The sequence below is a fragment of the Mycobacterium sp. Aquia_213 genome, from assembly GCF_026625985.1.
In the GTDB taxonomy this organism is placed as follows: Bacteria; Actinomycetota; Actinomycetes; order Mycobacteriales; family Mycobacteriaceae; genus Mycobacterium.
This window is the reverse complement of sequence record NZ_CP113116.1, coordinates 46,725-60,623: the sequence shown is the minus strand read 5'-3', so window position 1 is coordinate 60,623 and position 13,899 is coordinate 46,725. Positions and strand designations below refer to the sequence as shown.

Here is a 13,899-nt window from a genome sequence, read left to right as displayed (position 1 = left end):
TCTGAGAGGTTCTCATGGGGGCCGACTACGACCGGCTCTTTCAGCCGCCCGCGGGGGGCGAAATCCCGGATACAGCAGCGGATTCGGGATTCGATATCGATGCTGGATTCGACATCGACTCGCCCGCTGCCGCGCCGCCCCTGCCGGCGGGCATACCCAAGCCCCACGCCGAGGCTCCCCCTCCGATGCCGGTCGACTGGGCTGACCAACCTCCACCGGCCCGGCCCGAAACCCAGCCGCCGCCCATGCCGGTCGACTGGAGTGACCAGCCACCAGCGGCCGGGCCCGAAACCCACCGCCCCCCAATGCCGGTCGACGGGACCCGACCACCCCCACCGGCCGGGCCCGCCCCGCCGCGACCGCCCATGCCGGTCAGCTACGACGACCTCTTCGCCCACCCCGCGGGGGTCGAGATCCCCGAGGCGGGACCGGACTTCGATCTGAATTCGGACTTCGACACCAGCGGTCCCCCGATGCCGGCGAGCCCACCCCCGCCCAATGGCCACACGCCGCCGCCCATGCCCGTCGACTGGGAGGACCGACCTCCACCGGCCCGACCCGAAACTCCCCGGCCCCCAATGCCGGTCGACTGGAACAACCAGCCGCCGCCGGCCCGGCCTAAACCGCCGCCGATCGAACCCCGCCCACCAGCGCCTGCTCCCCCACCGCCACGCCGCGCGCGCCAGGCCCCTCGCGATCCCGCCGAAACCCAACGCGCCCCCACCGCCAACGCGCCGCACGGCCATGGGGCCAATGCACAGCAGCGGCGCGGGAAGCCTGGTCCGCCGCCGCGGCCGCGTCCGAATCCGCCCGGGCCAACGGCTCATCCCGCCCCACCGCAGTTGCCGCCCACGCAACGCGTTGCGGTGCAACCTGATTCCGCCCCACCGCACCCCGCCGGCGACCAGGCCGCCACAGGCGCGGCTGCCCATATCGGGGTCAAGCCCGCGAAGAAGTCCGCTACCCGGATGGTTTCGCGCCGAGGTTGGCGGCGGTGGGTCCACAAGCTGACGCGTATCAACGTGGGACTGTCTCGCGACGAGAAATACGACTTGGATCTACGGAATCGGATTCGCCGCAGCCCGCGCGGTGCGTATCAGATCGCGGTTTTGGGCCTGAAAGGCGGAGTCGGTAAGACGACCGTGACGGTCGCCCTGGGTTCGGTGTACGCCCAGGTGCGGCGCGATCGGATTCTGGCCTTCGATGCCGACGCGAGTTGCGGCAACCTCGCTGACCGAGCCGGACATCAGTCCGGCGCTACCATCGCAGATCTGTTGGCCGACAAAGACTTAACTCACTACAACGATATCCGAGCGCATACCAGTGCGAATGCGGTCAATCTGGAAGTACTTCCGGGAGAGGACTACAGCACCGCGCGACGCGCATTCAGCGAAGCCGATTGGCACTACGCATCCGACGCGGTGTCGAGGTTCTACAACCTCGTCCTGGCCGACTGCGGGGCCGGCCTTTTCGACCCGGTGACCCGTGGCGTGCTCTCGACGGCGTCCGCCGCGGTGATCGTCACCAGCGCGTCGATCGACGCCGTCCGACAAGCCGCGGTGGCGATCGACTGGTTGCGCAATCACGGCCACCAGGATCTGCTGGCCCGCGCATGTGTGGTGATCAACCATGTGTCACCGGGAGAAACCAATATCGCCGTCGCTGAACTGTCGCGGCAATTCGAGCAGTATGTTCAGTCCGGTCGGGTCATCGTGTTGCCCTGGGACAAGCACATCGCGGCCGGCACCGAGATCCAGTTAGGCCTGCTCGACCCCATCTACAAGCGTAGGATCCTGGAACTAGCCGCCGCACTGTCCGATGATTTCGACAGGAGTGAACGTCGTTGAGCGCGCCCACCGCTACTGAATCTGCTGCCGGTGCGGGAGCCGCCGCCGCTCCAGCCGCCGCGGGCGCGGCCCCCGCCAAGCCCGCAACCACGCGGGTAACGATCCTCACGGGCCGCCGGATGACCGATGTCGTGCTGCCGTCGACGGCGCCGATCGAAAGCTATATCGACGACACCGTCGCGGTGCTGGCTGAACTCCTGGGCGAAACACCGGCGGACGTGCTGGCCGGTTTCGACTTCGCCGCACAGGGGGCGTGGACGTTTGCCCGCCCGGGCGCCCCACCGCTGCCCGCCGACCAATCGCTGGATGACGCGATAATCGTCGATGGGTCGCTGCTGACCCTGGTCTCGGTGAGTCGCACCGAGCGGTACCGCCCGCTCGTCGAAGACGTCATCGACGCGATCGCGGTGCTTGACGAATCGCCGGAGTTCGACCGGGCGGCATTGAATCGCTTTGTCGGGGTGGCTATTCCGGTCGTGACAATGGCAATCACCGGAATCGGTGCCGTGGCGTGGGTGGCTAACGGCCACCACATGTGGTGGCCGATCGGGCTGGGCGCCGCGGGACTGATTGTCCTGATGGGCAGCTGGGCCGCCAACAAGTTCTACCGGAATCCGAACCTCTCGGAGAGCCTGCTGGCGACGGCGTTCCCGTTGATCGTGGTGGCCGTCGCGATGGCCATCCCGCGGCCACGCGGAATGACGAGTTCGTTTGGGCCGCCACAGCTCGCCGCGGGCGCCGCGGCTGTTTTGTTCTTGACGCTGATCACGCGCGGCGGCCCCCGCCACCGTACCGAGCTGGCGTCGTTTGCCGCGGTCACGGCGATCACGCTGACCGCTTCCGCCTTCGCGTACGGCTACGGCTGGCAGCAATGGGTGCCGGCGCTGGCGATCGTGTTCGGCTTGTTCACCGTGACGAATGCGGCCAAGTTGACTGTCGTCTTCGCACGGATCGCCCTGCCGCCCATCCCGGCTCCCGGCGAGACCGTGGAACACGACGAATTGCTCGATCCCATTGCCGGCGAAGAGGCCCCGGAAGACAAAGAGACGCGGACCTGGCAGGCGATCATCGCGTCGGTGCCCGATTCGGCCGCCCGTCTCACCGAACGCAGCCAGGTGGCCAAACAGCTGCTGACCGGTTTCATCACAGCCGGCACGCTGGTTCTCGTTGCCGGTGTCATCGGGGTTCTAGTACGGGGACACTTCTTCGTGCACAGCCTGGTGGTGGCCGGTCTGGTCATGATGATGTGCGCATTCCGGTCGCGCCTCTACGCGCAGCCCTGGTGCGCATGGTCGTTGCTGGCGGCCGCCGTTGCCATCCCGATCGGGGTGACCATCCGGTTGAGCATCTGGTATCCGCAGAGCGCCCGCTGGTTCGTGGTCGTTCTGTTGGTGGCGGCGCTGGTCGCATTGGCGGTAGTCGGCGCGGCCTCCGGGATTCGCCGTATTACGCCGGTGATGAAGCGGACTCTGGAAATGTTCGACGGCGCGATAGTCGCGGCGATTCTTCCGTTGCTGCTCTGGCTGACCGGCGTCTATGACACCGTCCGCAATATTCAATTCTGAGAAAAGATGGGCCCGGAGAGATGCAGCTGCCAAGTGCCGAGAAATATTGCTGTGCTTGGCCGTGCGGCGCCGCCGGTAAAATCTGTTTGATGGCCGCGCACGCAAAGGGACCGCAACGATGACTGAATCACTGGTAGTTGATCCTGCTCGTCTCAAAGCCGCGGGCGTCGCCGTTCGCGACCAGCAGTTGCCTGCCGCTCCACCGCCGATGTCGGCGCCCGGAGCTGATGCTGTGTCGGCTGCGATCAACGTGACGTTGCCGATCATCGAATCGCCCGTGGTTAAGGGGTTGCCGGAAGCCCAAGCGGCCCTTGCCAATACGGGAACGAAGATCGTCACCGCTGCCGACATGTACGCCCAGACCGACCAACGGCTTGGCGAGAACGTCAGCAAGGTTCAGTTCCTGGCCGCTTCCGCACCCGCTGGGACGGACCAACCGGCAAGCGCCGCGGCACCCAAACTGCTCGGTGCCCAGGACAAGAAGCCTGACGACAAAGACGGCAAGAAGCCTGACGACAAAAAGCCGCACCCGGCGGTACCGAGCAATCTCAACCAGCTCTCTGCGATGTCGCAGGCGATGCAACCTCTTACCCAGGGCCTGCAGACCGTCATGTCGACCGCGCAGCAGGCCGGCAGCGGTATGGGAAACGCGGGCGCGGCGCCGGCGAAGCTCGCCGACGACACCAAGAAGGACGACGCCACGAAGCCGGACGACGCACCGGCCGGCGAATCGCGACTGGTCGACGCCACGACGAAGGAAGGCGCCGCGTCGGGCACACCGGGCTCCGGCAGCGCTCCCGTCGAGCCACCGGCCGGCGCCCGCCCGGGCACGACGCAGTCGGAGATCGGGCTCTAGCGCCTTGCGCCTTGAACTTCGGTGCCGGGCAATCGCCCGGGGCCGGCTCGTATACCGCCACCCCGGTGCTTCGTATCGCTACGCCGGGGCTAAGACGGGCGCTTCAGCCGGGGCAGTGTTGAGCAACTCGGCGACGCATTTCCAGTACATCCAGTCGGCGACCGCGCTGCGCTGATCCTCCGGGTCGATTGTGGTGTGCGCTTCGCGGAGCAGGACCTCTTCGGCGTGCGCGGCGTAGGCCTGGAAGGCCTGCAGGTGTGCGGCTTGCCGGCCGCTCGCGTCGCTGGCCATCGGCTTCATCACCTCGAACCACAGCATGAACCGATCGTCCGACGGCGCACCGGCCGCCGGCGCGTCGGCGTCGGCCGGCGGCAGCGGCATCTGGGCCAGCAGCTCCCCCATTCGCACCGGACCCGGGCCCGGCGCGACGAGCACCGCCGCTGCCTCGGGATCGACCACGTCGGCGGGTTCGGGCCGCAGCTCGGCCTGCGGTTCTGGTGCCGGCTCTGGCGCCGGTTCGGCGCCCGCCGGTGCTTCCGGCAGCAGGTCGGCCAGGCGTGTGTCGGGCGTCGCCGCCAGCCTTTCCGCCGCCTCGGAATCCACGACCGCCAGCCGGGGCCGGCCGATCATGTCACCCGTATCGGGAATGTCGTCGGGCTGCAGAAAAATCGTGGGCACGCCGGCATCGGAATTGGCCAACTGGGCCTCCGTACCGATGATCGCCCGCAGCTCCATCTCGTGGTGGGCCGCCCAGCCCTGCACTGCCATCACCGGGTAGGTGGCCCAGCGCGCCCGCTCGCCGGCGGAGATCGCCTGGTCGGCGCTGGCCAGATAGACCTTTTCCGGCAACTCCACGCCGTCCGGGATGTAGGCCAGCCCATAGCTGTTGGCCACCACAATCGCGCCTTCGGCGGTCACGCCGGTCACCCAGAAGAACCCGAGGTCCGTCCCGCCGGGACTGTCCGGTGCGTTGAGCGCGGCGCCAATCCGGCGCGCCAACTGCAGCGCATCGGGCCCGGCGCGGCGCGCCGCGTCAGCCTTCGCGGCATCGGCGCGCGCGTCACGTTCGAGCCGCGCTGCCGACACCGGGATCATCGCCACCGTCGACACAACGGCTTCCGCGATGTCGGCGCGGTCGGGATACATCGGTTGTGCGCGGGGCTTGCTCTTATTCGTGCTCCGGGAGCTGGCCGCCGGTCGCGCGCTGGCCGATTTGTCGCCGGACTTCTCCCCGGCGGGTGCAGCCGACCTTCCGCCCGGCCCGCCACTACCACCGCTCGATCCGCCGGATCCGCCCGCTCCGCCGGCCCCCATCGCCCCGGTCGGCACGCCAGTCCCCCCGGCATGCGCGGCTGCCGATTCCTCTCCGGGTGTCACCGATGCCGGCATTACCCCAGGCCCCGATGCGGCTGCGGGCGTCACGCCCTTGGGGCCGCCGGCCAGCCCTGCACCGGGCTGGGGCAGCCCGGCCGCCGGACTCAACGGCACTGCCGGAGCCGCGGGGCCCAAGGGAGCCGGCGGTCCGCCGCCCGGCACTGCTGGGCTGGGCGGCGTCGGCCGCGGTCCCAACGGGGACGGCCCGGGGGACGGCTGCAGGCCGCCGCCATCCAGCGGCGGGGTCAGCGGTGGGAGCCCCCCACCACCCGGAGTCGGAGGTGTGAGCCCGCCGCCGCCCGGGGTGACGGGTGGTTTGAGTCCCCCACCCCCCGGGGTGACGGGCGGCGGGGCCGGCATGGGTCGCGGTCCCGGGGACGGCGGCGCTACGGGACCGGACGGAATGTTGACCGGAGGTGGTGTCTTCTGGTCGAGCAGGTCCTGCAGCGCGTTGGCCGGCGGTTTCCACGACTTGCTCACCAAGATCTGCGCGGCGGTTCCGTCGACGATGCTGACATTGGCCCCGTGCGTCGCGGTCACCACCGTGTTGATCTGTTGGGTGCGCTCGGCATCGTCGAGGCTGGTGTCCTTCTCCAGCGTCGCGATCGTCCGATGCGCCTCCACAACGTTGTCGGTGATGTCCGACTTGGCCGCAACGATCGTCTGGGCCACATATTTGTGCCAGGTGATCACCGTGGCGAGTCCGTTTTGCAGCGTCACCAATGCGTCGATCAGCGTCCCGAGTTGGGTGTTGGCAGCATCGGCGGCGCCGCCCGACCAGCTACCCGTCTCGAAGATTTCGGCCCGCTGAGACTGGCAGGCCTCCAGAACGTCGGTGACTTGCCGCAGCACCTGCGTGTACTGCTGGGCCCGGTCGTAGAAGGCCTGCTCATCGACCTCCGGCCACCCGCCCGGATCGAGCATCTGCTCGGCATATCCACCCGTCGGCTTCGCGAGGCCCATCAGCTACTCCTCTCGCAACGCGGGACGTGCTGCATGCCGGACATCATGGTTAATAAGCGTAATCGAGGTTGAGACAGGCTAACTGCGGCAAAATTCGCGCCCTGGTGCGACCAAAACGGGCGCATAAACTGCGGTCGGCCGGTCGCTTTGCGTCATTGCTTTTCGGCCGGGCCCTTGCGCGGGCGGTTACCGATGACGCCCTCGGTCCACGCGCGCTCCTCGGTGTAGAGCGCGTCCTCGTCGGCCCCTGGGATGCGCTTGCCCTTGCCGCCACCTTTGTCGCCTTGCCCGCCCATCGGCATGCCGCCCATCCCGCCGCCGGCTCCGCCGGCGCCCGGGAGCCCCTTGCCCAGGCCCGCGGTGGCCAACCCCGGGGCCGCCGCCGCGGCCGGGCGCGACGACGCTTCGCCCGCTCCAGCAGGGTCTTGCAACGGCATTTTTGGCATGCCGCCCAGCCCGCCGCCGACCGACGCCGGCTTTATTCCTCCCGCGCCGCCCTTGCCCAGGCCTTGTTTCTGCATCGCCTTGTCCACCAGTGCCTGGGCGTCCGGGGTCGGCGGTGTTTGCGGCGTGCCGCCACCCAGCCCGGACGGCAGCGTCGGCATGGTGGGCATCATCGGCATATTGGCCGACGGATCGGTCGGTACCGAGGGCACGTCCGGAACGTCGGGAACGTCGGGAAGGTCGGCGGGGTTCGGTATGACAAAGGCTCCGAATGGAGCGGTCGGGTTTGCCGGGGCCAGGGGGATTCCGGCGGCCGAAACGTACGTCGATAACGCCGTCTCCGACCTTTTCTGCAAGTTCTTGTACCAGTCCATAGCCATATACAGATATGGGCTTCGTTTTTCGACGTAATACTTGTACCAATAGTCGCACTGCCGCACTTCGTAGGACGCGGGGTGCTCGCCTTCCTGACCGTAGTACTCCCAGCCGTTGGTACCCGAGGCCCTGACCTTTTTATGGGCGTCGGCGACCATCTGGGCTTGCTTGGCCAGCGTCGTGCACTGCGTCACCATGCCGAATATCCACTGCTTCTGTTGCGTGAAATTCTGCTCGACGGAGGCCCTCGCGTCACCCTCCCAGTTGAGAAACGGCCGGAACCGGTAAGCCAGTTGCTGGAACTGCAGCTGGTACTTGTTCCAATCCGTGGCAAATGCCTTGAATGCCGTCCCCTGGTCGGGCGATTCGATGTCCGTCGCCGCCTGCCGCACCTCGTAGTAGGGGTATTGGAACGGCGGCGGTGGTGGCGGTGGCGGTGGCGGCGCCGGGATGTAGTCCGGGTCGCACATCAGCGACACGTTGTCGCCGGAGGACACCTTCGCCGAGGAGCCTCCCGATGTGCCATCCATGTTGATGGCGTTGAGGTCGTCGGCCGCGCCCTCGTCGGCCTCCTCATACGCCTTGGCCGCATTCCGTAGGGACTTCGCCAGCGAAGCCCATTCCCGCTGGCACGCTTGGATGTACAGCCGCAACGAGTCGGCGTTGATCGCGATTTGCACGGCGGCATCGCGGACAAATGACAGGTTGCACGGCGCTTGCGGGTTACCGATGGGCAGCTTTGGTAGCGGTGCCTCGATTTCGTCGGCCCTCGCCATGAGTTCTTGGTATTCGACGTTCACCGTCTGCGTCATATCGGCTCAATCTCCTAGTACCCAAGCCATGGTGCTCGGTAGTTCATTATCCTGGTGGCGCCAGCTCGATCGAAAACCGGCGATGCCGCGAAGTGCCAATCGCGTTGTGCCGCATGATCGCTTGATCGACGCCCGAGTGGGCCCCGGAGTGCGTCGCCGGGCAACGCTGCGATCCGAGGCGGTCGGCCCGCATTGCCGTCTCGCCCATCAGCAAGTAGCGGTGCAATCACCGTCCACCTCTTTCGTCGTGCGAGGACATGCGGGCGGTGCAGCGGGGCTCCGACCACGACCGAGTGCAATCGTAATCCACCAAACAGGGCCCACGTGCACCGATTTTGCACGCGATCATTGCCGCTCTTGCGGTTTCGCACAGCAATTTTTCGAGACGGCAACAGACTCTGGTTAGATACAGATCTGATTCAGCTCGCCGACACCGACCGTTAAACTCGGATCCCCCGCCATTCACCCACGGTCCATTTCCGTCCGGCCGGCTTGCCGTCAATCGTCGCCGCGGAAAAACACACCGTCGGCTTGCAGCACTTGGCCAGTGCGCAGATCGATGAAACCGGGCACCAATCCCGTCAGCTCGAAACCCAAAGACTCCACGAGATCGAGTGCCTCCTGAATGAGCATTCCGCCGTCATACAAGGGTTCGAAGGACAGCTCCAATTCCAGGCCGACGCAACGATCGCTGATCGTTGCGCTGCCGCCCTCGATCACCTGCTTTTCGAACCCCTGAACATCGATTTTGAGAAACGCCACCTCGTCTGGCGCCAGGACCTCGGGTGCGACCGAGTCAAGCCGGGACACCGTCACGTCTTCGGTGCCGATGTAGTTTGCCCTGGGGAACACGTCCCGATGTCGTTGCAGCATCGGCAGGATGGAGCTGCTTTCGCCGGCGTTGCCTGCGACATTCATCGAGATCGCTCCGTCGAAATCACCGAGTGCGCACTGCCGGCAATCCCATTGTGGGAGCTTCGCGGCGCTGCGCTGCAATCGGGAATACGGTCCGGAGAGGGGTTCGAACGAAACGACGCGGCGGTCGAAATCGGCCTCGCGCAGGCGGCCGGCGTACTGCCCTGAATTGGCGCCGACATCGAGAACAACATCGACTGCGCGGGATCTGAGTTCGTTCACGAAATTGCGCCGCCACTCCAACTCGGAGTGATAATTTTTCACCTCCTTTTCGGCCCGGTTCGTGATCCAATACAAACCCATTGCGTAACACTAACATTGGGTTATCGAGCAGACTGCGTGGTCGCGACGAACGCCACCGGCAGCGGCCACAGTTGTCTCCGAATCGCGATATGCCGCCAGAGGAGGTATGGATGGGTATATTTCGCATCGCCACGCCCATGTGCGTCAATGCAGTGCCGCACCGTTCGTGCCACCGGAGACGCCCGTATCAGGAGGGACCACCGCGATGGTAAGGCCGGCGGAAATCACCCTCACCGTCGCCCAATTGGGCGCCCACATTGGCGCGCGCATCGATGGAGTGCGACTCGGCGGCGATCTCGATGCGGGCGTGGTGGATCAGCTCCATGCCGCGCTGCTGCGGCACAAGGTGATCTTCTTCCGCGATCAGCACCACCTCGACGACGCGCGGCAGTTCGCCTTCGCCAAGCGGCTTGGCGCGCCGATCCGGGTGTTCGGCGCCAATGCCCTTCCCGATGGCCCACCGGGGGTGTCTGTGGTCGACTCCCAACGGGGTAAGGCAACGCGCTGGCACACCGACCACACCTTCTCCCTCAATGTGCCGAAAGCCTCGATACTGCGCGCGGTGACTCTGCCTCGCTACGGCGGCTCGACACTGTGGGCATCAACGGCCGCGGCCTACGCGGCACTGCCCGCGCCACTGAGAAGCCTGGCCGAAAATCTCCGGGCACTGCACAGCAGTAACCGCTTTGACCAACTCGGATACGTCGAGGGTATGGGGTGTGTGCTGGTGCCGGGTGGCACACCCGCCCCGTATCAGGCGCTGGAAAGCGTCAACATGCTGAGCAATCAGCTGCAGGCGGCGCGCGAGGAGGAATCCACCTTTCGCACCGAACATCCGGTGGTGCGAGTGCACCCCGAAACCGGCGAGCGCACGCTGCTGCTCGGCGGATGGGCGCGCGGATTCGTTGGTCTGCAGAGCGACGAATCACGGGTGTTATTCGAACTGTTGCAACGCCGTATCACCTTGCCGGAGAACACTATCCGGTGGGATTGGGAGCCGGGTGACGTGGCGATCTGGGACAACTGCGCGACTCAGCACCGCGCCGTCGACGACTACGACGACGAGCACCGCCTCATGCACCGTGTTGCCTTGATCGGCGAGATCCCGGTCGATATTCACGGTCGACGCAGCCGGCAGCTCAGTGGTGGGACACCCGAATCGATTACCGACTAGGAAGCGGGATCTGATGTCAGCCGACATGTCCGGCAGCAGCGAGCCCACCGCTAGCGATCGCGAACTCATCGCCTACGAGTTGCACAGCGGGCACGGCGTCGAGTTGATCCCCGCTTCGCGGGACCGCGGCTGGATGGACTCGACGCGCGAGCGATTCGCCAATCGCTGCCTGCCCCTGCTGATGGCCAACCAGGCCGGTTGGCTCGTCACGAGCACTGGGCGCGTGCGCGCGCGGTGGCATGGCGGGGCGGCGCCGGACTCCATCGAGTTCGACTACGGAGGCAATGCGCCGATGTTTCGGCCGACGAGTCACTTCGGGCACGGGATCATCACCTGGAGCCTGCCGTTCCTGTTCCGCACTCCCCCCGGTTTCAACCTGCTGGTCCGCGGTCCGGTCAACTGCCCGAAGCACGGCATTGCGGCTCTGGAAGGAATCGTCGAAACCGACTGGTCCCCTTCAACTTTCACCCTCAACTGGAAATTCACCCGGCCGCGGGTCTGGGCAACCTTCGAATCCGGCGAGCCGGTCGGCGTGCTGGTACCGCAACGACGAGCCGAGCTCGACGAATTCGTGCCCAAGATGGTGTCGATCGCGGCGGCACCCGACGAGCTGCGCACGGCGTATTACGACTGGTGGCAGAATCGCCGCGCGTTCAATGCAGATCTGCAGTATCCGGGATCGTTCGCGCGCCAGGCGGGTTGGCAGAAGGACTACTTCCGGGGCACGCTCCCCGACGGTTCGGCCGCGCCACAGCACCAAACCCGCTTGCGTTTGCGGCCTTTCACTCGGGTGGAAGACGAGATCTGTGGATGGACGCCGGGTCCGACCGCCACAAAAGCGCCCGGCGGACCTCGCTGAGGTTCTGCGTCTGATGGACCTCACCGAACTCGCCGGCTGGACGCCGATCAGGCTGGACTTCTCCGGCCCGGCCCCGGTGGTCTGGTGGGCGGATCTTTCGGCCGAACGGTTCACCGATCCCTTCTTCGACCAGACCGTCGCCCGCTGGGAATCCGGGCGGAGCGCGCGGCCGCTGGTTCGGACCGGCCTCGACGAACTGGTGGCCATCGAGAGCGCGCCGTCACTCGATCCGGCCGGCATGATCTTTCACGTCTCGCGGTGCGGATCGACCCTGCTGTCGCGGCTGCTGGGAACGCTGCCCGGAGTCGTCGTGGTCGCCGAGCCGGCGCCGCTGAACTCGCTGCTCGGGCTCGATCCCGCGCGCGTCGATCACGCCTTCCTGGTCGAGGCCGTGCGGGTGTTGGTGCGAGCGCTTGGTCGATGCAGGCACGGCGACGAACGGCGGCTGGTGCTCAAATGCAGCAGCTGGAACATTCTCCGTCGGGAGGTGTTGGCCGCGGCCTTCCCCGAAACTCCGTGGATCTGGGTCCAGCGAGATCCGGTCCGTGTCCTGGCCTCGCTCCTCGCTGAACCGCCGGGCTGGCTCGGGCCCCAAGCCACTCCCGGTAAAGCGGCGCAGCTCTTCGGGATTGACCGGGCCTTGGTGCCCACGATGGAACGTGCCGAGTTCGCCTCCCGCGCGGTTGGCGCGATGCTCGAGGCGGCTGGGGACGACCCGGCGCGGCGGCTCGTCATCGACTATGCCGACCTGCCCGACGCTGCGTGGGAGCGCGCGGCTCCCCATTTCGGGCTCGGGACAAGCCCCGCGGCCATCGATCGCATGAAGGAGCAGTCGGAGTTCTATTCCAAGGACCCGACGCCTCGGCCCTTTGCCCGCGGCGCTGCCGAAGACCGGCCGGTGTCCGACACGATGTTGCAGGCCGCGGAGCGATTCGCCGGGCCCGGCTATCGCGCACTCGGTCCGGGCGAGGGATAACGGAATGGCGCTGTTGTGTGCGGACGTCGCTCTGGTGAGCCTCGGGATGTCGTGCCAAGGAGCGATCCAACTCCAAGTGCACCGAGCACTGGTCGCCGATATCGTCGGGTCGGCGGCCGTCATCAAACGGACGCCGTTCGACTGGCTGATCTGCCCTCCCGCTTCCGCCGCGAAAATGATCGCCGGCGACAGGTACTACCCGGAGCACATCTCCGGGCTGGAATGCAGCCCCGGATCGCCGCCTCGATGGCCGGCAGTGGGCGATTGTTACTTCTGGCACGAACCGAAAGACGTTTCTTCCGAACCCGATTCATTTTTCGCCAAGTTCGAGCACATATCGCAGACCCTGCGGGGCGTCACCGAATTCACCCGCCGGATATGCTTTGTCGCCAATACCCAGGACAACCTGGCCGACGAGGTTCAGGCCACCGCACCCATCCCGTACACGTTCACCGACGAGGCGATCGACCACCTTGCCGCCGCAGTTTCAGAACGCTTTGGCGCCGCACTTTACGTGGTGTCGACACCCACGCGCCACGAGTTGACTACGCCCGCGAACCTAGATCGATTGCTGCTCATGGACATAACCCCGGGTATCCGCGGCTCGGATTCCGATTGGTCCGCAGTCTTTCGCACGATGCTGCGGCGGTCGACGACATGAAGCTCGACATTCACCTGCAGACCCACTCCGACATCAGCGTGCACGGCGCGCACCGCTATGTCGATGCGCCCAAAAGTGAGATCCTGCTGCGCTGTACGCAATCGATCGTCACATCAATCAATCACGCCGAAGGCGACATCGTCTTGCGGGTCTTCGATGATCACTCGTCGCCCGAAGTCCTGCCGACCCTGCATCGGATACTTGAAACCTGCCACCATCCGGTCGAATTCATTGCCCTCGACGATCGGGGGTACAACGCCTCCTGTCTCGCCTCATTCTCCAAGGCGCGCGACGACGCTCGCGAGCTCGTCTATCTCGTTGAGGACGACTACTTGCACACCCCATCGGCGATCCAGGAGATGCTCGAGGTCCATGTGCTGCTTCGGGAGAAGCTCGACGGGCGAGAAGTCGCGCTGCACCCTTTTGACGATCCGAAGAATTATTGGAGCCCGATATTCAGCCGCGAGGACTGCCGCGTCGTATACGGCACCCAGCGGCACTGGCGCACCAACACCCACACCACGAATACCTGCTGGGTGGAGATCGAGACGTTGCGGCGAAATTGGGAGCTATTCGAACTGCTCGCCCGCTATTCGAGCACGCCCTACGGCCAGCAGCACCACATCTTCGAAGCGTCGACGATCAACAGGATCTGGCGTGAGCAAGTTGCGCTCTTTACCCCGATACCTTCGCTGGCACTTCATCTTCAGTACGAGGAACACAAGGACCCCTACCTCGACTGGACCCAATGGTGGCGGGCCGCGGCGTATTGACG

Annotated in this window: 11 protein-coding genes; 8 read left to right on the top strand and 3 right to left on the bottom strand. The window is 66.1% G+C overall.

Annotated features, from left to right (window positions below; all coding sequences use genetic code 11):
- Positions 1-14: 14 nt before the first annotated feature.
- The 3 genes from LMQ14_RS00255 to LMQ14_RS00245 all read left to right on the top strand — a co-directional run bounded on the left by LMQ14_RS00255 (position 15) and on the right by LMQ14_RS00245 (position 4,268).
- A complete protein-coding gene (locus tag LMQ14_RS00255; RefSeq protein ID WP_267732889.1) occupies positions 15-1,847 on the top strand; it encodes a MinD/ParA family ATP-binding protein in 1,833 nt (610 codons plus the stop codon).
- Complete coding sequence (gene eccD / locus LMQ14_RS00250; protein ID WP_267732888.1) at positions 1,844-3,412, top strand: type VII secretion integral membrane protein EccD; 1,569 nt, start codon at positions 1,844-1,846, stop codon at positions 3,410-3,412. The genes LMQ14_RS00255 and eccD overlap by 4 nt, the downstream gene beginning before the upstream one ends.
- A gap of 118 nt (positions 3,413-3,530) precedes the next feature.
- Entirely contained in the window at positions 3,531-4,268 is a 738-nt protein-coding gene (locus LMQ14_RS00245; RefSeq protein WP_267732887.1) for a hypothetical protein, read from the top strand.
- A 78-nt stretch (positions 4,269-4,346) separates the two neighbouring features.
- Here LMQ14_RS00245 and LMQ14_RS00240 read toward each other — a convergent pair whose 3' ends face one another.
- The 3 genes from LMQ14_RS00240 to LMQ14_RS00230 form a co-directional block, all read right to left on the bottom strand.
- Positions 4,347-6,605: a hypothetical protein gene (locus tag LMQ14_RS00240; protein ID WP_267732886.1), complete on the bottom strand. Its 2,259-nt coding sequence runs from the start codon at positions 6,603-6,605 to the stop codon at positions 4,347-4,349.
- Positions 6,606-6,757: 152 nt separating this feature from the next.
- Positions 6,758-8,236, bottom strand: a complete 1,479-nt coding sequence (locus LMQ14_RS00235) for a PPE domain-containing protein (RefSeq protein ID WP_267732885.1) — start codon at positions 8,234-8,236, stop codon at positions 6,758-6,760.
- Between the two features lie 498 nt (positions 8,237-8,734).
- The gene (locus LMQ14_RS00230) at positions 8,735-9,454 is read right to left on the bottom strand and encodes an FkbM family methyltransferase (protein WP_267732884.1); all 720 of its coding nucleotides are present in this window, start codon (positions 9,452-9,454) and stop codon (positions 8,735-8,737) included.
- 205 nt (positions 9,455-9,659) lie between these two features.
- On the opposite strand from LMQ14_RS00230, the gene LMQ14_RS00225 reads away from it, so the two are divergent.
- From LMQ14_RS00225 to LMQ14_RS00205, 5 genes are all read left to right on the top strand, one after another.
- Entirely contained in the window at positions 9,660-10,628 is a 969-nt protein-coding gene (locus LMQ14_RS00225) for a TauD/TfdA dioxygenase family protein (RefSeq protein ID WP_267732883.1), read from the top strand.
- 13 nt (positions 10,629-10,641) lie between these two features.
- A complete protein-coding gene (locus LMQ14_RS00220) occupies positions 10,642-11,487 on the top strand; it encodes a DUF6065 family protein (protein ID WP_267732882.1) in 846 nt (281 codons plus the stop codon).
- Between the two features lie 13 nt (positions 11,488-11,500).
- Positions 11,501-12,463, top strand: coding sequence for a hypothetical protein (locus tag LMQ14_RS00215; protein WP_267732881.1), 963 nt, complete (start codon positions 11,501-11,503; stop codon positions 12,461-12,463).
- 76 nt (positions 12,464-12,539) lie between these two features.
- Positions 12,540-13,124, top strand: a complete 585-nt coding sequence (locus LMQ14_RS00210) for a hypothetical protein (RefSeq protein WP_267732880.1) — start codon at positions 12,540-12,542, stop codon at positions 13,122-13,124.
- Complete coding sequence (locus tag LMQ14_RS00205; RefSeq protein ID WP_267732879.1) at positions 13,121-13,897, top strand: hypothetical protein; 777 nt, start codon at positions 13,121-13,123, stop codon at positions 13,895-13,897. Before LMQ14_RS00210 ends, LMQ14_RS00205 begins: the two co-directional genes overlap by 4 nt.
- The last annotated feature ends 2 nt before the right edge of the window (positions 13,898-13,899 follow it).